Here is a 20848-nt window from a genome sequence, read left to right as displayed (position 1 = left end):
GTTCATCGCAACTGACCTTGACAGTACATGAGCCCAATCTTGGAAACCGTGTCAGAGTTTGCAACAGAGCCCCTGCGGTGATACCCTCTGCATCGACGGAACTCCCGCAGGCCAATTCGTCCGATAGCACGCACGCCTTCGGATCCGCTGCTCCCGACCAGAGAACGAAAACCGCCGACCGCATTCGCGACTATGCCGAGAGCCGGTTCTTCGATCCGGCCCGGGATGCCGGCCGGTCCATTGTTGAAATCTCAGCACGGGAAATTCACGATGCGCTCGGGCTGCGCAACGCGTTCCCCTCGGTTTGCCAGGCACTCAGCGGGAGAAAGATCGCTGAACTGTGCCGGGTGAACCTCACCCGACGAATTGGCCCCAGCAACAGTTCGACGACTGCCTATGTTTACGAATTGCTCGAATAGCATGGCCTGTGCCTGCCAAAGCACGTGGACATCGCCGCTCGCGTCGTCTCGCTGATCTCGCCGGGGGCTACAGTGGCGCTGCGATGTATCGACACACATTCAGGCAAGAGCCTTCATGCGTTCGAATTTGCGCCACAGGATTGGCAGGCTCTTGCCGCCCAAAATGCGCGCGAACGGCATCTCCGCGCACCTTGCTGTCAGGCCGAGATAATACTCAGGCGTTCCAAACTCGGCACCCAGCACTTCGTTCACAGGTTTCGCGGCGCCTGCACGAGCTCACCGGAAAGCGAAGACCATCGTCAAGTGAAGCGTGTGATTGTCGAAACGGCGATAGCCGGTGGCTGGAACGCAGTGGCGGAATTCGACGGGCTGAGCAGCGACAGTGAGCCATGGAGGGCCGACGTGCTGCTGACCAAGGGGCGCGTCCGCATCGCAATCGAGGTGCAATGGTCGAGGCAGAGCCAAGATGAGACCGCTCGCCGACAGTCCCGTTACGCTTCGTCCGGCGTACGCGGTCTCTGGCTCTTTCGGCAACCGCGTTTTGACACTTCCGAGGAGATTCCTGCTGTTCGAATCAGCGGCAACCCATTCGATGGTTATGATGTCTTCGTTCCGACCGGCGCCGGCGAGCAGGTTCTGCCACTCTCGTCGTTCATTTCTGCTGCCTTGAACCGGCAGTATCAATTTGGCCTGCCGCTCGGCGCGGCGGCGGACGTTGAGGTCCGTTGCGGCAATTTGGATTGCTGGAAGTGCGGGGCCGAGACGCAGATCATCATTGGACTCGATATCAGCATTGGTCCCCATAAGCTCTCGGCGACCATCCCAGATCTCGGCAATTGCCCTGATCTCGTGCGGAGGACCTTGCAGGCGATCCCTGCACAAGCATCGCTTGGCCGTATCATGCACCGCAACAGCCGAGAGGCTGGTTTTCGTTACCTGAGCAACGGATGCGCCCACTGTGGCGCTCTGATCGGCGCTCACTACGAATATCAGGCCTGGGACCGTCAGGATGTCGTGGCGAGGTTCCCCACCGTTGTCGATGAACGGATGCGGCAATTGGCGATCGACCTCGGCGACGAACCGGGATGGGGTGTCCATAGGTAGAGGATCATCAACCGGGAGCCACCCACTTTGACCGCGTGCAGTTGCGGTTTGCAGGTCTGAGCTACGACCGCTTCTGACGGATGCCCGAAGTATGAGGCGATGATGAGTGAACTGTTTCTCCCAGGAGTGCCAGCTGACCTGGTCCGCCTGTCATTAGATAGGGCGGGTGGTAACGAACTCGCCTCCGGTAAATTCGCCAGTCCCGAAAGCAGCGCCGCTTTGGCGGCGAATGGGTTTGGCTGGTTCATGGAGAGGCCAAGCCTGCTCCCGGCTTTCCCCGGGCTCGATGACATCAAATGGCGACCCCTCTCGGTCGAGATTGAGCGCCAGATGCGCTTTCCTTGGCAGGGCGGTCGTCACCCTTGGCTTGATGCCGCCGTTGTGACCGAAACCCATCTCATCGGGGTGGAATCCAAACGATACGAGCCATTTCGTGACAGGAAGCAAGCCGCTCTGGCTCAAGCGTATGACCGCGATGTTTGGGGCGAGGCTATGGAGCCTTGGCTGGCCATGCGCGATGCCTTGCGAAAGGATCCGCTCACCTATCGCTACCTTGATGCAGCGCAGCTCGTGAAGCACGCTTTTGGACTCTCGACCGAAGCCAGGCGTGTCAGTCGAGCGCCGGTCTTGCTGTATCTCTACGCCGAGCCATCGCGTGTGGCTGCCTTCGCTTGTTCAGACCATCGCGCGGAAATCGAAGTCTTCTCTGCCGCAGTGCGCGGCGCACGTGTTCGCTTTGCTGCGACGAGTTGGGCCGACTGGCTGGATCGCTTTGCTGTGTCGGCCGCGCCCCCTGCGGTAAAGGCGCATGCCGAAGCTCTGCGTCTCAAATTTCAACCATAGATCGGCGAGCTAAGTCGCACATTGGTGCGAAGATCTGCTTTCGAGCTGGTGCAGCCCTTCCTGCCCTCCAGTGACGCCAGACAGGCGGGCCATTTCGAGGCCACGATTCTCCTGCGGAGCCACAACCGAAAAAATAATCGACAGCTAGCGGTGCTACCTAGGCAGCTACCTAGCGCGACGACGAATCGTCTTGGCCCAAATTCCAGGCCGTGTAAGTTATTGATATAATGCAGGAAAATGGTGGACGCACTAGGGCTCGAACCTAGGACCCGCTGATTAAGAGTCAGCTGCTCTACCAACTGAGCTATGCGTCCATACCGGCGGTGCCGATGGCCCCTGCGATTCGCGTTAGCGAGTCGGCGGGGGAGGCGCTCAAATAGCGATTGTTGCGGGCGTGTAAAGGGCCAGTTTCACAAACCCGACGAAGTCGAGTGCCGGTTCCACCGCTCGATCATCATCAGCGCTCCAACGCAGATCATGTTCGTCATCATGGAAGAGCCGCCGTGGCTCATGAATGGCAGCGGGATCCCGACCACCGGGGCGAGGCCCATCACCATCATCAAGTTGACTGCAACGTAGAAGAAAATCGTCGCCGTCATGCCGCCTGCCAGCAGCCTGGAGAAGCGCGTCGTAGCCTCGCGAGCCGTGATCAGGCCCCAGCGAAGGACGATGCCGAACACCAGCAGCACGAACAGCCCGCCGATCAGACCCCATTCCTCGGCCATGGTGGCGAAGACGAAATCGGTATGGGGCTCGGGCAAGTAGTCGAGCTGGCTCTGCGAGCCCTCGCCAAAGCCCTTGCCGAACAGGCCGCCCGATCCGATGGCGATCTTCGACTGGATGATGTGGTAGCCGCTGCCCTGCGGGTCGCTGGCGGGATCGAGGAAAGTCAGAACGCGCTGCTGCTGATAGGGCTGCAATCCGAAGAAGTAGGCCAGCGGGATCAGGAAAATTGCCGCCACGCCGCCACCGATGAACCACTTTTGCGGGATTCCGGCGAGGAACATCACGACCACGCCGCCAAACGCAATGGCGAGCGATGTGCCGAGGTCCGGTTGCAGCAGGACAAGGCCCATCGGCATCGCGATTAGACCGGCAGGCACCAGCAGGGCACGCCAGCTTCCTATCATGCCGACCGGCATGGAATGGAAGAACGCAGCGATGATCAGGACAATGCCCGGCTTCATCAGCTCCGATGGCTGAAGACGCATGAATCCCAGTTCCAGCCATCGCTGGCTGCCGCCGCCCAGTTGTCCCACCGCTTCCACCGCCACCAGCAGCAAGAGCACGACGACGTAGACCGGCACTGCTGCGAGCCGAGCCCACTCCTCCGGAAAATAGGACATGACCAGGGCCATGACGAGGAAGACGCCGAACCGGATAAGATGCGAGTCGGCATAGGGACTGAACGAGCCGCCGCCCGCCGAATGCAGCACGGCTGCACCAAATGCGACGAGCAGGGTAAGCGGGATGACGACGCGCCAGGGAAATTCCGCGATGGGCGCGGGCAGGCTCATCTCGCCTCTCATGTCGAGGACTCCTCGGATCGCGGATTGGCCTCCCCGCGCGGCGCGAAGACCGTGCTGTCTGCCTCTTCCGGACCGGAATAGGCAGCGCGTGCCTCCGCATCCACCTGCTCCGCCAACGTGACAGGGGGAGGGGCGGGTGGCAGGTCAACCCCGGCGGCCGCGGCATAGGCCTGGTATTGCGCGTCGAGCCGCTGCTGGGCCGTACCGCCCCATTGCTCTTCCAGAGCATGGAGCGCGTCCAGACCCTTCTGCGGATCGAGCAGGAACGTCATCACGTCGCGCGCGACGGGATAGGCGGAGCCGGAGCCGCCGCCGTGTTCAATCACCACGGCGCCGGCATAGCGCGGGTTGTCAAACGGCGCGAAGAACACGAACAGGCCGTGGTCGCGGTACTTCCAAGGGCCGGATCGCCCGTCCGAGACGCTGAGGCTTACCACCTGCGCCGTCCCCGTCTTTCCCGCCAGCAGGACGTCTTCCAGCGGGAGGCGCGCACGCCCTGCGGTGCCGGGGCCGTTGACCACGTCGCTCATCGCCTGGCGCACGTAGTCGATCTCGTCCTGGCGATAATCCATCGATCTGAACTGCGGCGCCGTCGCCGATTTGATCAGGGAGGGATTGACGCTCATCCCGGTGGCAATTCGCGCGGTCATAACGGCAAGTTGCAGCGGGCTGGTCAGGTAGTAACCCTGGCCGATGGACGCGTTGACGGTGTCGTAGGGTTGCCACTCGCGCCCGTATTTCTCCAGCTTCCAGGCAGGGTCCGGCACGGTCCCGTAGAACTGGCTTGCCACGGGCAGGTCGAACTGCTGGCCAAGGCCGAACTGCCGGGCGTAGGCGGCGACCTTGTCGAAGCCCACCTGCTGCGCGAAGTGATAATAATAGCTGTCGCAGCTCTGGTAGATGGCCTTGGCCATATCCACCGTGCCGTGGTTGCTCCAGCAATTGAAGAAACGGTTGCCGATACGCCGACCGCCGCCGCACACGATGCTTTCCGACGGGTCCACTCCTTCGTGCATGAAGGCCATGGAGTGCATGGGCTTCACCGTGGAGCCGGGCGGGTAAAGTCCCTTCAGCGTCTTGTTGCGCAAGGGCACACGGTCGTTCTCGCGCAGCATGGCGAATTCGACACGACCGATTCCGTCGGAGAAGCTGTTCGGGTCGAAGCTGGGCATGGAGGCCATGCACAGTAGTTCGCCGGTCACGCAGTCCATCACGACGACGGAGCCTGATTCCAGCCCCAGGCGCCGTGCAGCGTAATCCTGCAGCGGGCCATCGATCGTCAGGTGAACGGCATCGCCCTGAACGTCTTCGCGCGTTTCCAGATCACGCACGATACGGCCAGAAGCGGTGACTTCGACGCGGCGCGCGCCGGGCTCTCCGCGCAACTGCTGTTCGAACTGCTGCTCGATCCCGTCTTTCCCCAGTTTGAAGCCGGGAGTGAGAAGCAGGGGTTGCGGGTCGGCGTCGTATTCCTCGCGACTGGGCGCTCCGACGTAACCCAGCAAGTGGCCCACCGATGCTCCCGTGGGATAGAAGCGCGAATAGCCGCGCTGGGGGATGACCCCGGGAAGTTCGGGAATGCGAACGCTGACGGCGGCGAATTTCTCGTAGTCCAGCCCGTTGGCGACCGGCACGGCCGCGAAGCCGCGCGATTCCTCCAGCCGGTCGCGAAGGTCGGCCTTTTCCGGTTCCGTGAAGTCCAGCAGTTCGGCGAGCATGTCGACCGTGGCGTCGGGGTCTTCAAGCCGTTCGGGAATGATGTCGACGCGGAAATCCGCGCGGTTGGAGGCGAGGGGGGAGCCGTTACGATCGAGAATCCAGCCCCGGCGCGGAGGGATCAGGGTAAGGTTTACCCGATTGCTCTCCGCTTCCATCTCGTATTTCTCGTTCTCGGCCACCGCGATGTAGCCCATGCGCGCGGCCAGCAGCAGTCCGATGCCGCCCTGTATCGAGCCGACAACGAAACTGCGCCTGTCAAAAGTCTGCTTTAGGGAATTCGACGTGAGTTTGCGGTCCATGGCTCAGCCGATGCGCCTCACGCGCGTCAATCGCAGTCGGTCGAGAAGGGATACCATCTTTGCTATAATGGGAAAGGCGATGACCGAGAGCAAGAGCTGGGGGACGAGCAGGGCAAGTTGCCTGACCCCGATGGATGCGCCTGAAAACAAGGCGCTGAAGAGCAGGAAGACCGGGATGAACAACGCGGCGACCAGCCAGTCCTGCCAGAAACTGCGCCAGGGAAACCGGATTTCCAGCAGTTCCAGCGCGATCATCGTGACGGAGAAGAGCAGTATGCCGCTGCCGATGGGCTGGCCCGAGTAAAGATCGTTGAACAGGCCAAGCGGAAGTCCCGCCCACATCGGCAGGACGCCGGGCCGCAGCATGCGCCAGGCGAGCAGCAGCAGGTAGCCGAGCGGCGGCAGGATCGGAGCCGGCGCGATTACCGGCAGCAGCGGCGTGAGAGAGCCCAGCATGATCGTGATCCAGGGGACACCGTATGCGAGAACCGGCGAATGGTCGCGATTGATCTTGCTGCCGTAGGCATCGCGGCGCGCGTTGGAAGCAAGTCGCTCCATTACTCTTCCGCCTGCGCCGCATCGGGCTCGGCTTCGGGTCCGGCGTCGAGCCCGGAATCAAGCGGCGCCTCCATGCTCCTGATAACGTCGCCCTGCCATATCGGCTTGACGATCACGACGTCCGTCGCCGCAGGATTGCTCAGCAACTGGCCGATCGCACCATCGTCGGTAACTTCGGTCACCATCGCAACGGCTGTGCCCGGATGGAACAGGCCGCCCGCGCCCGAAGTCACGAAGATATCGCCTTCCTCCAGCGGATTGATGCCAAGATTGATGAGACGGATACGCAGCGAGCCGTTGGCGCGGCCTTCAGCAAAAGCCACGACGTTATCGGTCGCGCGGCGAACGGGAACGACGCTGTCGGTATCCGTCAGCAGCAGGACGCGGGAGGTGTTCGCTCCCACTTCCAGCACACGGCCGACGAGGCCAAGCGGCGAAGTGACAGGCATGCCGGGCTCGACGCCGTCACGCCTGCCTGCGGACAGGTAGGCGAAGCGGCGCGCGCTGCTGGAGGTGGAGCCGATCAGCCGCGCGGTTGTTACAGGCTCCACATCGCCTTCCGCCAGTTCGAGGACCGCGCGCAGGCGCTGGTTTTCCTGCTCCAGCGCGCGGGCTTCTGCCAGGCGCACGCGGGCGATGCGGATTTCTTCCTCCAGCTCCGCGTTCTTGCTGCCGGCATCGTAGTATCCGGCAATGGCTTCGAAGAAGTTGCGCGACCCCACGCGCCCGGCCGCGCCCACTTCGCCCACGGGGGCGGCGGCATCGCTGGCCATGGAGCGCAGGCCATTGAAAGTTTCGGGCCGCCAGAGGGAAATCGCAAGGAGCAGGGCCCCCAACGTGGCACCCAGACCAGCAGCAAGATACCCGGCGAACAGCCCAAGCTGCGCCTTCTTGTTCGATCCTGCTCTCTTAGTCGATGGCGGCGCCATAACCGCCGATACCTCCAGTAACTTGGGTCGATTACGCGGTCATCAACACGCCGCGATAGATCGGGTCTTCCATCGCCTTGCCGGTGCCGATGGCAACGCAGGTCAGCGGGTCTTCGGCAATGCTGACGGGAAGGCCGGTTTCTTCCTTGATGTGATCGTCGAGACCCTGGATCAAGGCGCCACCACCGGTCAGCACGATACCCTGGTCGACGATGTCTGCCGCCAATTCGGGTGCCGTGTTTTCGAGGGCGATACGCACGCCTTCCACGATTGCGCCGATCGGTTCGGATAGCGCTTCGGCGATGTGCGCCTGGTTTATGGTGATTTCCTTGGGCACGCCGTTCACCAGGTCACGACCCTTGATGATGATGCTTTCGCCAACGCCGTCCTCCGGCACGGTGGCGCAGCCGTATTCCTTCTTGATTCGTTCTGCCGTGGCATCGCCGATCAGCAGATTGTGGTGTCGGCGGACGTAGGAAACGATGGCTTCGTCCATCTTGTCACCCCCGGTGCGCACAGAGGTGGTGTAGGCAAGACCCCGAAGCGAGAGCACGGCGACTTCGGTCGTGCCGCCACCGATGTCGACCACCATGGAGCCGACCGGCTCGGTCACAGGCATGTCCGCGCCGATGGCGGCTGCCATCGGTTCGAGGATCAGGAAGACTTCGGACGCGCCGGCATTGCTGGCGGCGTCGCGAATGGCGCGGCGTTCGACCGAGGTCGAGCCCGACGGCACGCAGATCACGATTTCGGGATAGCGCAGCAGCGTGCGCTTGTTGTGCACCTTGCGGATGAAGTGCTTGATCATCTCCTCGGCGATTTCGATGTCGGCGATAACGCCGTCGCGCAAGGGGCGGATCGCCTCGATGGTGTCGGGCGTCTTGCCCATCATCATCTTCGCATCTTCGCCCACTGCCTTCACCCGCTTCACGCCGTTCAGCGTCTCGATGGCGACGACCGACGGCTCGTTCAGGACGATCCCGCGATCCTGCACGTAAACCAGCGTGTTGGCCGTACCGAGGTCGATGGCCATGTTCTGGGAGCCGAACTTGAAGAAATTGGAGAAGAAAGAACTCATCGAGAAATCCGTATCTTAGGTAAGCTTGGTGGTGGAGAGACTCCGCACATCCGCCGCAGGTGTTCCGGGATTGGCGGCTCTTTAACGCCTGATTGCGGCAAAGGCCAAAAAATTTGTCGACAAAGACGCAGTTTTGCCCCGGTTTGCCTCGAAAATGCGGCAAGTGGCCGATAGGATGACTGGATGCCGCAAATTCGCCGCCTCCCCGAGACCCTGGTCAACCGCATCGCCGCCGGCGAGGTGGTGGAACGTCCGGCGTCTGCACTGAAGGAACTGGTCGAGAATGCGATCGACGCAGGAGCCACCCGGATTGCCGTATCGATCATCGAAGGCGGCTTCGATTCCATCGAGATAACCGATGACGGCTGCGGCATGTCGCCGGAGGAAATGGCGCTGGCACTGGAACGCCATGCAACATCGAAACTTCCGGACGAAGCCATCGAGGAAGTCGGAACGCTTGGATTTCGCGGAGAGGCGCTGCCCTCCATCGGCAGCGTGTCGCGCCTAACTCTGGAAAGCCGCGTTCGCGGTGCGGAGCAGGGATGGAAACGCGTGGTCGACCATGGCGCGCTGGCGGAGGAAGGTCCTGCCGCGCTGCCGCCGGGAACGCGCGTTCGCGTTGAGAACCTGTTCGGCAAGATTCCCGCACGCCGCAAGTTCCTGCGCACACCGCGCAGCGAGTACGCCGCCTGCCAGGACGTGGTGAAGCGCCTTGCCATGGCGCGGCCCGATATCGGATTCACGTTCGAACACGGCGGCAGGCGCATATTCCAGGTGCAGGGCGGGGAGGGCACCGAAGCGCGTGTCGCGCAGATCGTGGCGCGCGAACTCGCCGACAACGGTGTTTCCATCGACCTGGAGCGGCCAAGCGGCCAAGATGGGGTCATGCGGCTGACAGGCGTTGCCGGACTGCCGACTTACAACCGCGGTATTGCCGATCACCAGTACCTGTTCGTCAACGGTCGGCCCGTGAAGGATCGCCTGCTGACCGGCGCGGTGCGCGGCGCCTATGCCGACATGCTGGCGCGCGATCGCCACGCGGTGCTGGCGCTGTTCCTGACCATCCCTTTCGGCGATGTGGATGTGAACGTGCATCCCGCCAAGACAGAGGTGCGCTTTCGCGATGCCGCCGCCGTTCGCGGCTTCATAGTTTCCGGATTACGCCAGGCCTTGTCGACTGGGGACAGGCGCTCGGCACAAAGTCCTGATTCAGGAGCAATGAGCCGCTGGCAGCAGGAGCCGGCGCGCGACGAACCTGCGCCTGCGCTTCGTTCGATCTTTGCCGGCCGAGACTGGTCCGCTCCCGCCCCTTCCGTGTCCCACGTGTCCGAGAAACGAATGGAATGGGCAGGAGAAGCAGGGGTGATGGCCGCGCCGCAGGGCAGGGCGGAGGAAGCCCAGAGTTTGCCGGAAAACGCAGCGCAATATCCGCTTGGTATCGCGCGCGGCCAGGTCGCGAACACCTATATCGTTGCCGAGGCGGCGGACGGGCTTGTCCTTGTGGATCAGCACGCCGCCCACGAACGGATCGTCCTTGAACGACTCCGCGCCGCCGATGCCAGCGACAAGGTCGCCGCGAGCCAGGCGCTCCTCATGCCCGAGGTAGTGGAAATGGACGAGCCCGCCTGCGACCGCCTCGAGGAGCAGATCGACCATTTCGCCTCGCTCGGCCTTGTAATCGAGCGCTTTGGTCCGGGCGCAATGCTGGTGCGGGCGTTGCCCGGCACGCTACGAAAGGCGGACCCGGAAAAACTGCTATACGACCTGGCGGATGACCTGGCGAAGCATGGCTCTTCCCTATTGCTGGGCGAGAAGATCGAGCACGTCCTTGCGACCATGGCCTGTCACGGATCGGTAAGGGCGGGGCGGACTTTGAACGTCGCCGAGATGAATGCCCTCCTGCGAGAGATGGAAGCCACGCCGCGTTCAGGACAGTGCAACCATGGGCGTCCAACATGGGTGAAACTGTCGATGGACGACGTTGAAAAACTCTTTGGGAGGCATTGATGCGCTTGCCCTTGATTGTGTGCCTGTCTGCCGCCCTGGCTTCTTGCGGTGACGAATTGAGCGAAGCCGAGCGCGCCGAGCGAGATCGCGCCGTGGTGGAACGGGTGCGCGAAGTGAACGAAGCTGCGCCGCCCCTGGTCGAGGTCGTGCCGGAACCTATTCTCTATCCCGACATGGAGGCGCACGACCTTTTTGGTCTCGCCTGCTCCTATGCACCGGGAACCAGCATGGGGGCGAGGGTCATCGCCAGGGAAGCGGACGCCTTCGTGAAACTCGACGGCGATGTCATCCGTTTCGCCGCCGATCCCGGCTCACGCGAATTGCCGGCCAAGAGCCGCTCGCTTTACAACGGACGCGAGTATTCGTTGCGGCTGGATATCATCGAGAAAGAGGCGGAAGCCGAGACGGAAACCGGTGTGGCTTTCTTCGAAGGCACCGTATGGCTGCGCGACCGGTGGGACCGGGTCATTTACCAGGGCACGGGCGCGGTGAACTGCGGCGCCTGACCTTTACAGGACGGCAGGCCGCAGCAGCATCCAGAAACCCATAGCCATCATCGCCAGGTTTTCGGTCAGCGAAACGAACCCCAGAGGCACGTTTCCGCTGCCGCCCACGCAGGCGCATTTGATGTCTCGCTTCTGGATGTACACCGCGTAGAAGACGCTTGCCGCACCGATCGTGCCGATGAACAGCGCGACGGGTATCGAGAGCCAGGGCAACAGGTGCCCGGCCATGAGGATTGCGGCACCTGCCTCGAGAAACGGATAGAGGTAGGCATAGGGCACCCACCTTTTCGCCAGCAGGTCATACCCCAGGAACATCGTGGAAAACTGTTCCACGTCCTGCAGCTTGAGCATGGCGAGCATGGCCATCGAGAAAGCCACGAACCATTCGGCGGCGCGGATCGTAAGCGGCGTTCCGAAACTCCACCAACTCAACGCTAGAGCGAGGCCAAGACCAACCGCGAAAACAGCAATCACCGGGGTGTAGCTTGTTTCACCCTCGTCCTTAGTTTCCTCGCCGAAATGTTCGCGCAGGGCGTCGTACCCGCCAATCCGCCGGTCACCAATGAAGACCTGCGGCGTCGTCTTGACGTCATGCTTTTCCTTGAATGCGTCTGTTTCTTCGCGCGTGGTGAGGTAGTGATCCTCGACCGAGTAACCTTTCCGCTCGAGCTGCCACTTCGCCTTCAGTCCGTAGGGACAGACATGCTTCTCCATCACCATGCGGTAGAGGCGCGCGGTCTTTTCGCCGCGCGCCCCTGAGTTGGCCTGGGTGTCGAGATTGTTGCTCATGTCGTTCATGCGCGGAAGCTGGGTACCTTTCCTTCGGGGCCCATGTCCGGGATGATCCGGTAGCGGGCGAGGATGAGCGAGAGCAGGCCAAAGGCGATCAGGCCGATGGCCACGAGCGTAAAGATCGCGCCGTCATCGGCCAGGCTGGCGACGGCGTCGCCCAGCGTCTTCACCTGCTCGCTGCCGGCAGACATGAACCCGGCCTGGAACAGTGACCAGCCGATCACCACGAAAACGACCGAGCGGGCGAAGTAACCGATCCGGCCTATGGTGCGGGTATGATCGGGGGCCTGGGCGGAGATCCGGTGCATGAATTCGCCGGTGTAGCCCTTCTTCGCCTGCGCGAAGGCGGCGATGAAGAAGGCGATACCGAGCAGGCCGAGAATGATCCCGCCGAACTCGACCGACAGCACGCCAGAGGCCGCTTCCTGCGCGCCGCCGCCGCCGGAACCGCCACCATCGCTGCTGGCGAACTTGTATGCGGAATAGGCGAGCGCAAAGTGGCCTACCGCGCTGCCGAGGTGGCCAAGGCGCTTGCCCCAGCCCTTCGCATCGGATCCCTCATTCTCGATATCGAACAAGGGGGAGCAGAGGCGGAACAGGCCATAGGCAGCAAGACCCACCACCATGATCCAGAGGATTGCCGTTCCCGCGGGGAAATCCTCGATGGCGCGGAACACGCCGTTGGTGCCATCGGCAATCTTCTGCGCGCTGGTGAGGGCAATGATGCCTACGACCGCGTAAAGGATTGCGCGGCTGAAATAGCCAACCCTTACCAGCCAGTTGAATTTCTCGGACTTGTCGACCATCGCTGGGTCACTCCTCTGAACCGTTTTCCCAGCAACGGGCGAACGGCCAGATTGTGCCGAGCACGTTTCGACGCAGGGAACCTGGAACACCTGGAACACTGTTCAGGAACGGAAAACCGGCGGGCCGAGATTTCCATCTGCACGCTGCGGTTCGAAGGCTTCGGGAGTTGTTCGCCATACCCTGCGGGGATGGTCCGATACAGCGATGTAGGGAAGGGGGCTAGCGCAGCCGCTTCACATAGAGCTGATTGTCGTCGCGGCGTTCCATCTTGAAGTTGTCGCTGGCCGCCCGCATCAGGTCGGAAAGACGCTTGAAGCCGTGGTTGCGAACATCGAAGCTGGAACGGTTGCCCGCGATCTGTCCGACTTCATGGAGGCGCGCATAGCCCTCGTCATCGCGGCTGGCTGCCTTCCACGCGGCGCCCAGCAGGCCGATGAGTTCGCTGTCGATCGCCTCGCCGCTATCGGGCTTGCCGTCCTCGTCAGCGGAGGTGCGGATCAGCTGATCGACGTCGATGTAGCGCGTGCAGGCCGTCTTGAAGGCATTGGGCGCCTTGTCGCTTCCGAAGCCGTAGACGATCAGCCCGTCCTGCCGCAGGCGGGTGACGAGCGGAGTGAAGTCGCTGTCGCTGCTCATGATGCCGAAGCCATCCACCTTGCCTGCGTTCAGCAGGTCGATGGCATCGATGGTCATGGCGATGTCGGTGGCGTTCTTGCCTTTGGTCAGGTCGAACTGCTGCACCGGTTGCAGGCCGTAGCGGTGCGAGATCTTGTTCCAGTTGGAAAGCGCGGGCTTGGCCCAGTTGCCATAGGCCCTGCGGATATTCACCTGCCCCAGTTCCGCCAGCACGGTCAGCACGGGGTCGATGCCGTGATGGCTGGCATTGTCTGCATCGATCAGCAGGGCGATGTTCTTCAGGTTTGCTTCCGGCATGGGCGATGAAATGGCGGCATGCCTGCGTGAAAGCAAGAGCGGCCGCGCGATTGCCGGGTATGGGCGCGGTAGAGGCAAGGCCCATCGCGATTGCGGCAAAAAAGTGACGACGCGATTGCCAAAGCGGCTCAACTCATCGCACAGGCATCTCCAATGGCCCCTGCATCCCGCTGTCTTTCACAGGCGTTCATTTAACAGACAGGGAAACCTGAACAGTCAGCCCGCCTCGAATTCGCAACCCGCGGTTTTCGCCCTGTGCGAGGCCGCATTTCGATGGAGACTATTGCAGTTTTCCGGCCGCCCCGGCCAATATGGCATTCCTACCACGTGCCATGTCCCCCTTTGGACGGGTCTGCCTTACAGAAGGAGTACGACATGATTACCACCGCGAAAAAGCCGATCGGGCTGGCTCTGGTTGCCGCCCTGGCCCTGCCGACCGCTGGCAGCCTCTCCGCCCAGGAACTCGATCCGGCATCTTCCAGTGCACAAGTACGCGAAGAGCGGATCGACGTCGTCGGTTCCCTGCCGACGGACCTTTCCGGTCTTGCCGAAGGCCCCGAACTCGATGGCTTCATCTCCCAGCGTCGCGGCCGTGAACTGACGGTGACGACCGAAAACGGCGCGGCCACCAATGTGTTCGTGGCAGACACCACGGACATTCGTGCGCGCGGTGGCTTCCTCGGACTCGGCCGCACGGAGCTCGGCCCCGAAGCCCTGCTCAACGGCTTGCCCGTCACCGTGGAAACGGTGCAGTGGGAAGGCGGCCTCGTCGCCAGCAGCGTGCGCTTCAAGGACGATGACCTTGAGACCGCCGAAATGATCCGCGGCGCGACCAACCAGCGCTTCACCGAGAACGAGATGGCGATCGAGGAAAACGCGGTTGCCACCGAAGCCCTGCGTGGCCGGGTTGCCAACATCGACCAGTACAATGTGCGCGGTACGGCCAATGTCTATTTCGATACCGGCAAGTGGAACCTCACGCCCGCAGCGCAGCGCGATCTCTGCAACGCCGCGCGTGAAGCGAGCGAGATGGACAACGCCCTGTTGCTCGTGGTCGGCTACACCGACGACGTTGGTGACTACGACTACAACCAGACGCTGAGCGAGCGCCGCGCGGGCCGCGTGGTCAACTACCTCCAGCAGGAGTGCGACTGGGCACCCTGGCGCATGCTGACGCCTACCGGCATGGCCGAGGCGGACCCCCTGGCTGACAACACCACTGCGGCCGGCCGGGCGCAGAACCGCCGCGTTTCGGTGAACATTCTCGTCAGCAAGGCTGTCGACAACATGTAAGCCGACCGCCTTCGGACAAAGAAGACCCCCGCGTCAGCAATGGCGCGGGGGTTTTGTTTATGCAGGCCGGAATTCGCCGCTTTCCTCGTCGAGCAGATGCAGCACGCCATCGGAAATGGCGAAATAGGCTCCGCGCAGCTTCAATTCGCCCGACGCTTCTTTTTCCTGGACGCACGGGAAAGTGCGCAAGTTGGCGAGGCTTACCTTCACCGCCGCCAGTTCCATCGCGCGTTCCGCTTCGCGGCCGGCGGTGCCGAATTTCTCGGCAATCGGCTCTCGCGTTTCGTCCAGCATGTCGATCCAGTGGGCCACGAAGCCGCCCGCCCCGAGATCATTACCGTGCAAATCCTGCGTCAGCGCGGCCTGGCAGCCACCGCACATGCCGTGGCCCATGACCACCACTTCCTTCACTTTCAGGAACTGGACGGCAAATTCCAGCGCGGCGGAAACGCCGTGACGCCCCGGCGTGGTCTCGAACGGGGGGACGAGCGCGGCGACATTGCGCACCACGAACAGTTCGCCGGGAGCAACGTCGAAGATCTGCGCCGGGTCCACGCGGCTGTCGGAACAGGAGATCACCATCACCTGCGGTGACTGGCCTTCTCTCAGTTCTTCCCAGCGTTCGCGCTGGTGCTGCCAGTCGGTTTCGCGAAATCGGCCGTAGCCGTCGATCATTTCATCGAATGTCTTCATGCGCGCATCGCTGCCGTGATTTTCGGGATTCGGCAAGGGCTCAAGGCCGCATGCGGGTTGCCCAGGGCGGGACAGGGCACTAAGTGGGCAGCCAATGAACGACCTCTCATCCACGCCCGCCCCCGAAGACGATCGCCCGGTCCGCCAGCGCAAGCCCGACTGGATCCGCGTAAAGGCCCCCGTCAGCAAGGGTTATCACGAGACGCGCAAGATGATGCGCGAGCTCAACCTGAACACGGTGTGCGAAGAGGCGGCGTGCCCGAACATCGGCGAATGCTGGAGCAAGAAGCACGCCACGGTGATGATCCTTGGCGACGTCTGCACCCGCGCCTGCGCCTTCTGCAACGTCAAGACCGGCATGCCCCGCATCGTCGACCCGATGGAGCCGGAGAATACCGCCATCGCGGCTGCCAAGATGGGGCTGGAGCACATCGTCATCACCAGCGTTGACCGTGACGACCTTCCAGACGGCGGCGCTGGCCAGTTCGTGAAGGTTATCCAGGCCCTGCGGCGCGAGACCCCGAACACGACGATCGAGATCCTCACTCCCGATTTTCGCGGCAAGATGCGCGCGGCGGTGGAGGCGATTTGTGAAGCCGGGCCAGACGTTTACAACCATAACCTCGAAACCGTGCCACGTCTCTATCCCACCATTCGTCCCGGTGCGCGCTACTATGCATCGTTACGATTGCTGGAAGAGGTGAAGAGCCACAATCCGCTGATCTTCACCAAGTCCGGCATCATGCTGGGCCTGGGCGAGCAGCGGCTGGAAGTGCACCAGGTGATGGACGACATGCGCAGCGCGGACGTCGATTTCATCACGATGGGCCAATATCTTCAGCCCACGCCGAAACACGCCAAGGTGGAAGACTTCGTCACGCCCAAGGCGTTCGATGCATTCGGTTCGATCGCGCGGGCCAAGGGCTTCCTTCAGGTCGCCTCCACCCCGCTGACGCGGTCCAGCTACCATGCGGGCGACGATTTCGCCCAGATGCAGGCTGCCCGCGAAGCCAAGCTGGCGAAGCAGCGCGCGAAGGAAGGGAAGGGGGCCTGATGCCCTCCATCCGCGAAACGCACCGCCTGCCCTACACGGCAGAGCAGATGTTCGACCTTGTCGCCGATGTCGACAAGTACCCGGAATTCCTGCCGTGGGTCGTGGCGACGCGCGTCAGGCGCGACAGCGATACGGAAATGACCGCCGACATGCTGGTGGGCTTCAAGGCGCTGCGCGAGAAGTTCACGTCAAAGGTGGTGAAGGATCGCCCCAACTCGATCAACGTTCACTACGTCGATGGGCCCCTGCGCGATCTCGACAACAACTGGACCTTCCGCGATTGCGGCGAGAATTGCTGCGAGATCGATTTCTGCGTCGATTTCAGCTTCAAGAACATCATGTTCGAAACGCTGGCCGGCCAATACATCGACCGCGCCTTCCGCAAGATGGTGGACGCCTTCGAGAAACGCGCCCACGAGCTTTACGGCAACAACAGTTCCAGCGCGCAAAGCGTCGCCTGACGGCGCACGCCGGAACGGCCGGTGTTCCTGAACAACCGGTCCTCCGCCTCGGGCTCATCCTGCCCCTTTTCCAGCCGCGCGAACACCACCGTGCCGACAGGCTTCGTGTCGCTGCCGCCGCCAGGGCCTGCGATGCCGCTGATGGCAACGGCAACGTCCGCATCACTGCGTTCCAGCGCACCGCGCGCCATGGCATAGACGCAGGCGACGGAGACGGCCCCGAAAGCCTCGATAATATCGCTCGCGACGCCGAGTTCACCCTGTTTCGCCTCGTTCGAATAGGTGACGAAGGATCGGTCCAGGACTGCGGAGCTGCCGGGAATCTCGGTAATGGCGGCAGCGACGAGGCCACCGGTGCAGCTTTCCGCCAGCGCAACCTTGCGTCCGGCGGCCGTGTTCTCCTCCACCACACGGCGGGCGAGAGCCACGATATCTTCGGGAAGGAGGAAGTCGTTCATGCTTTTGCCACCATCGTTGCCACGGCCTGCGCAGCGATACCTTCGCCGCGCCCGGTGAAGCCAAGTTTTTCGGTCGTCGTGGCCTTCACGCTGACAGAACCCACGGCAACGCCCAGCAGTTCCGCCAGCCTTGCCCGCATGGCATCGCGATGCGGGCCGATCTTGGGTGCCTCGCAGATCAGCGTGAGGTCGACGTTGCCCACCGCGTAACCTGCCTCTGCGGCAAGTTTCACCGCGTGCTCGACGAATTGCGCCGAACGCGCGCCTTTCCAGCGGGGATCGCTGGGCGGGAAATGCTGGCCGATATCGCCCTGTGCCACCGCACCCAGTATCGCGTCGACCACGGCGTGCAGGCCGACATCGGCATCGGAGTGCCCCGCAAGGCCCTTGTGATAGTCGATCTCGATCCCGCAGAGCCACAACTCTTCACCCGCCGCGAGCCGGTGAACGTCGTATCCCATGCCGACACGCACGGGTGAGGGTAAGCCAGTCTCGGACACGAAATCCTCCGCGTAAGTAAGTTTCTTCAGGCGCTCGTCACCCGCGACCAGTGCGACTTCTCCGCCGGCGGCGCGCAGTACCTGTGCGTCGTCTCCGGCTGTCGCGGCACCTTCCCAGCCGCGATGGGCAGCAAGGATATCGGCGAAGCGGAAAGCCTGCGGGGTCTGTACCCGGCGAAGTGTTTCCCGCCTGGCGTCGGCGGCCATCAGTCCGCCATCGGCGACCACCATCGAATCCACCACCGGCAGCACGGGGATTGCACCGGGATGGTCTTCCAGCGCTGCGAGCAAGCGCGCGACGACCGCTTGCGGCAGGTCGGGCCGCGCCGCATCATGGATCAGGACGTTTGCGAATTCGAACTCGGCAAGCAGTTCGAGGCCCGCCGCGACCGACTGCTGGCGTGTCTCGCCACCGTCGATCACCACCACGCTCTCTTCTACGCCTGCCGCGTCGAGCGCCATCTGGTGCCTGCCCGAGGGCGCAGCGATTACGATCATTCCGCAGCCCGCCTCTCGCAGGGCAGCCACCGAGTGAGCAAGCACCGGCTTGCCTTTCCACGGTGCGAACTGTTTCGGCACCGACTGGCCGGAACGCGTGCCCTTCCCGGCGGCGACGATTACCGCCGCGAAGCTGGGGGCAGGGGGGCTTGCTGGGCTCTCTGACACAGCCGCGCGCTAGCGGCTTGAGACTGTCCTCGCAATCCACTATGCGCCTGCCTATATTTTAGGCACAATTCTTATGAGCACCCACGCTATCCCTTCGCCCCCGGCGATCACGCCCATCGACATCGGTCCCGTGCGGATCGATTGCCCGGTCGTGCTCGCACCGATGACGGGCGTGACCGACCTGCCGTTCCGCACGCTGGTGCGCCGATACGGCTCCGGCCTGAATGTAACCGAGATGATCGCTAGCGAGGCGGCTATCCGCGAAACGCGCCAGTCCATTCAGAAGGCCGAGTGGCATCCGACCGAGGAACCGGTATCGATGCAGCTTGTCGGCTGCGATCCTGTTTCGATGGGCGAAGCTGCCAAGCTTCAGGAAGACAACGGCGCGGCGGTGATCGACATCAACTTCGGATGTCCGGTGCGCAAGGTCGTCGGCCAGCTCGCAGGCTCCGCCCTGATGCGCGAGGTGGGGCTTGCCACAAAGCTGATGGAAGCGACGGTCAAGGCTGTCTCCGTGCCGGTGACGGTGAAGATGCGCATGGGCTGGGACCATGCCAGCCTGAACGCCCCTGAACTCAGTCGCATTGCCGAGGACCTGGGCGTGAAGATGATCACCGTCCACGGCCGCACCCGCAACCAGATGTACAAGGGCAGCGCAGACTGGTCATTCATCCGCAAGGTGAAGGACGCGGTGTCGATCCCTGTGATCGTCAATGGCGATATCTGCTCCATCCAGGATGCCGCGCAGGCGCTGGAGCAATCGGGTGCGGACGGGCTGATGATCGGGCGCGGCGCTTATGGCAGGCCGTGGCTACTGGGGCAGGTCATGCACTGGTGGCGCACCGGAGAGATGCTGGAAAGCCCGAGCTTCGACGAGCAATACGAAACCGTCACCGAACATTACGATGCCATGCTGGAGCATTACGGCGAGGACGTGGGCGTGAAGATCGCCCGCAAGCACCTTGGCTGGTACACCAAGGGAATGCACGGCAGCGCCGATTTCCGCAACAAGGTGAACTTCATCGACGATCCCGCGCAGGTGAAGGGTGAACTGGAGCGGTTCTACGAGCCGTTCCTGAGGCGCCGGGCCGCGTGAGCGAGCAATCGCCCGCGCAGTCCGATCCGGCGCTACCCAATCCGCCGCTACCGGGCCCGCGCGAACAGTTGAACGGCCTTGGCTTCGGCATGTTGCTGCTGGACCCCCGACACGTCATTCGCGAAGTCAATCCCGCGGCGGAAAGCCTGCTGGGCCTCAGCATGAAGCGGATGCGCGGGAAGTCCTTCCTCGACATCCTTGAATTCGGGCACAGCGGTGTGAAGGACCGTCTCATGGATACGGAGCGACAGCTGGTGGCGCGCGGCGTGGACGTGAGTGTCGGCAAGCGCGATCTGCGCCTCAACATCACCTTGTCCACGCTTTCCAATCACCCCGGCTGGCGCATGGCGACGCTTTCCGACGCAAGTCAGGGCGAACGGTTCGGGGAGCACGAGCGACGCGGGCAATTGCGTGGCCCTGCCGTGCTGGCACACGAGATCAAAAACCCGCTGGCCGCCATTCGCGGGGCGGCGCAATTGCTGCAAAGGAAAGTGGGCGAGGGCGAAGCGGCGCTGACTGGACTGATTGCCGACGAAGTGGATCGCATCGCGCAGTTGATCGACCGGATGCAGCGCCTGGGGCGCGAGAGGGCAGAGCCTGTCGGCCCCGTGACCCTGCACCAGGCCATCCGCCGGGCGCAGGAAACTGTACGCATTTCAAGCGATACCACGGTCGCATGGCGGGATGAGTTCGACCCTTCCTTGCCCCCGGTCCTCGGCAACGAAGGCGCGCTGGTGCAGGTGCTGGTAAACCTGATGGCCAATGCCTGCGATGCCTGCAGCGACAGCGTTGCGCCGCAAGTGACGGTACGCACTCGCTTCGTCAGCGGCATGGTGATGAACGTGATCCGCCTTGGCCGCCCGGTGAAGCTGCCCATCGAAATCTGCATCAGCGACAATGGTCCGGGCATCGATCCCTCGATCCGCGACGACATCTTCGAGCCCTTCGTGTCCAGCAAGACGAACGGGCAGGGGCTGGGGCTGGCACTGGTTCAGAAACTGGTGCGCGACATGGACGGTCGGGTCAGCCATGAACGTGACGAGGCCGGGGGGTGGACGCATTTCCGCATACACCTGCCCATGGCCCGCTAGAATTCGAGAGGGG

The 20848-nt window shown here is 62.8% G+C and carries 20 protein-coding genes, 1 tRNA gene and 1 pseudogene; 10 read left to right on the top strand and 12 right to left on the bottom strand.

The features are described from left to right. The 3 genes and pseudogenes from ABFX23_RS12600 to ABFX23_RS12590 all read left to right on the top strand — a co-directional run. Positions 1-419: pseudogene (locus tag ABFX23_RS12600) on the top strand (hypothetical protein); the annotation flags it as partial. Between the two features lie 24 nt (positions 420-443). Continuing rightward, positions 444-1523, top strand: coding sequence for a competence protein CoiA (locus tag ABFX23_RS12595; RefSeq protein WP_346033390.1), 1080 nt, complete (start codon positions 444-446; stop codon positions 1521-1523). A gap of 102 nt (positions 1524-1625) precedes the next feature. Next, positions 1626-2366, top strand: a complete 741-nt coding sequence (locus ABFX23_RS12590; RefSeq protein WP_145985971.1) for a PGN_0703 family putative restriction endonuclease — start codon at positions 1626-1628, stop codon at positions 2364-2366. A 238-nt stretch (positions 2367-2604) separates the two neighbouring features. On the opposite strand, the gene ABFX23_RS12585 is transcribed toward ABFX23_RS12590, so the two are convergent. The 6 genes from ABFX23_RS12585 to ABFX23_RS12560 form a co-directional block, all read right to left on the bottom strand. Then, positions 2605-2680: transfer RNA gene (locus ABFX23_RS12585), tRNA-Lys, on the bottom strand. Positions 2681-2776: 96 nt separating this feature from the next. After that, positions 2777-3895 carry a rod shape-determining protein RodA gene (gene rodA, locus ABFX23_RS12580; protein WP_346033389.1) on the bottom strand — a complete coding sequence of 373 codons (1119 nt, stop codon included), beginning with the start codon at positions 3893-3895 and terminating at the stop codon, positions 2777-2779. Beyond that, on the bottom strand, positions 3892-5913 hold the full coding sequence (mrdA, locus tag ABFX23_RS12575) for a penicillin-binding protein 2 (protein WP_346033388.1): 2022 nt from the start codon (positions 5911-5913) through the stop codon (positions 3892-3894). Before mrdA ends, rodA begins: the two co-directional genes overlap by 4 nt. 3 nt (positions 5914-5916) lie before the next feature. Continuing rightward, positions 5917-6471 carry a rod shape-determining protein MreD gene (locus ABFX23_RS12570; RefSeq protein ID WP_346033387.1) on the bottom strand — a complete coding sequence of 185 codons (555 nt, stop codon included), beginning with the start codon at positions 6469-6471 and terminating at the stop codon, positions 5917-5919. Beyond that, positions 6471-7400, bottom strand: a complete 930-nt coding sequence (mreC, locus tag ABFX23_RS12565; RefSeq protein ID WP_346033386.1) for a rod shape-determining protein MreC — start codon at positions 7398-7400, stop codon at positions 6471-6473. The genes ABFX23_RS12570 and mreC overlap by 1 nt, the downstream gene beginning before the upstream one ends. A 31-nt stretch (positions 7401-7431) precedes the next feature. Then, positions 7432-8478, bottom strand: a complete 1047-nt coding sequence (locus ABFX23_RS12560) for a rod shape-determining protein (protein ID WP_120078528.1) — start codon at positions 8476-8478, stop codon at positions 7432-7434. Between the two features lie 183 nt (positions 8479-8661). Between ABFX23_RS12560 and mutL the strand changes: the two genes are divergently transcribed. Together mutL and ABFX23_RS12550 are read left to right on the top strand one after the other, a co-directional pair. Next, positions 8662-10485, top strand: coding sequence for a DNA mismatch repair endonuclease MutL (gene mutL, locus ABFX23_RS12555; protein WP_346033385.1), 1824 nt, complete (start codon positions 8662-8664; stop codon positions 10483-10485). A 56-nt stretch (positions 10486-10541) separates the two neighbouring features. Next, positions 10542-10991, top strand: coding sequence for a hypothetical protein (locus ABFX23_RS12550; RefSeq protein WP_346033384.1), 450 nt, complete (start codon positions 10542-10544; stop codon positions 10989-10991). 3 nt (positions 10992-10994) lie between these two features. Here ABFX23_RS12550 and ABFX23_RS12545 read toward each other — a convergent pair whose 3' ends face one another. The 3 genes from ABFX23_RS12545 to ABFX23_RS12535 form a co-directional block, all read right to left on the bottom strand. Further along, a complete protein-coding gene (locus ABFX23_RS12545) occupies positions 10995-11780 on the bottom strand; it encodes a MauE/DoxX family redox-associated membrane protein (RefSeq protein ID WP_428831668.1) in 786 nt (261 codons plus the stop codon). A gap of 5 nt (positions 11781-11785) precedes the next feature. Beyond that, positions 11786-12589, bottom strand: coding sequence for a DUF1206 domain-containing protein (locus ABFX23_RS12540; protein WP_346033382.1), 804 nt, complete (start codon positions 12587-12589; stop codon positions 11786-11788). A gap of 220 nt (positions 12590-12809) precedes the next feature. Then, on the bottom strand, positions 12810-13523 hold the full coding sequence (locus ABFX23_RS12535; protein WP_346033381.1) for an NYN domain-containing protein: 714 nt from the start codon (positions 13521-13523) through the stop codon (positions 12810-12812). A gap of 375 nt (positions 13524-13898) precedes the next feature. Between ABFX23_RS12535 and ABFX23_RS12530 the strand changes: the two genes are divergently transcribed. Then, positions 13899-14816 carry an OmpA family protein gene (locus ABFX23_RS12530; RefSeq protein WP_346033380.1) on the top strand — a complete coding sequence of 306 codons (918 nt, stop codon included), beginning with the start codon at positions 13899-13901 and terminating at the stop codon, positions 14814-14816. A gap of 57 nt (positions 14817-14873) precedes the next feature. On the opposite strand, the gene ABFX23_RS12525 is transcribed toward ABFX23_RS12530, so the two are convergent. Continuing rightward, complete coding sequence (locus tag ABFX23_RS12525; protein ID WP_346033379.1) at positions 14874-15509, bottom strand: carbonic anhydrase; 636 nt, start codon at positions 15507-15509, stop codon at positions 14874-14876. A gap of 94 nt (positions 15510-15603) precedes the next feature. Here ABFX23_RS12525 and lipA point away from each other — a divergent pair, with 94 nt between their 5' ends. Both lipA and ABFX23_RS12515 read left to right on the top strand, forming a co-directional pair. Then, positions 15604-16563, top strand: coding sequence for a lipoyl synthase (gene lipA / locus ABFX23_RS12520; protein WP_120078534.1), 960 nt, complete (start codon positions 15604-15606; stop codon positions 16561-16563). After that, positions 16563-17024 (top strand): type II toxin-antitoxin system RatA family toxin, encoded by a 462-nt coding sequence (locus tag ABFX23_RS12515; RefSeq protein WP_120078535.1) that lies wholly within the window; start codon positions 16563-16565, stop codon positions 17022-17024. Before lipA ends, ABFX23_RS12515 begins: the two co-directional genes overlap by 1 nt. Here the strand turns inward: ABFX23_RS12515 and ABFX23_RS12510 are convergent. Next, positions 16985-17482 carry a CinA family protein gene (locus ABFX23_RS12510; protein ID WP_346033378.1) on the bottom strand — a complete coding sequence of 166 codons (498 nt, stop codon included), beginning with the start codon at positions 17480-17482 and terminating at the stop codon, positions 16985-16987. The genes ABFX23_RS12515 and ABFX23_RS12510 overlap by 40 nt on opposite strands. After that, entirely contained in the window at positions 17479-18648 is a 1170-nt protein-coding gene (locus tag ABFX23_RS12505; RefSeq protein ID WP_346033377.1) for a bifunctional 2-C-methyl-D-erythritol 4-phosphate cytidylyltransferase/2-C-methyl-D-erythritol 2,4-cyclodiphosphate synthase, read from the bottom strand. The genes ABFX23_RS12510 and ABFX23_RS12505 overlap by 4 nt, the downstream gene beginning before the upstream one ends. 73 nt (positions 18649-18721) lie before the next feature. On the opposite strand from ABFX23_RS12505, the gene dusB reads away from it, so the two are divergent. Continuing rightward, positions 18722-19744, top strand: coding sequence for a tRNA dihydrouridine synthase DusB (dusB, locus tag ABFX23_RS12500; protein ID WP_346033376.1), 1023 nt, complete (start codon positions 18722-18724; stop codon positions 19742-19744). Further along, on the top strand, positions 19741-20835 hold the full coding sequence (locus ABFX23_RS12495; protein ID WP_346033375.1) for a two-component system sensor histidine kinase NtrB: 1095 nt from the start codon (positions 19741-19743) through the stop codon (positions 20833-20835). The genes dusB and ABFX23_RS12495 overlap by 4 nt, the downstream gene beginning before the upstream one ends. The last annotated feature ends 13 nt before the right edge of the window (positions 20836-20848 follow it).

It is taken from the genome of Erythrobacter westpacificensis (genome assembly GCF_039542285.1).
Lineage (GTDB): Bacteria > Pseudomonadota > Alphaproteobacteria > Sphingomonadales > Sphingomonadaceae > Alteraurantiacibacter > Alteraurantiacibacter westpacificensis.
Note: the sequence above shows the minus strand (reverse complement) of the source record. Positions and strands in the feature narration are given on the sequence as shown.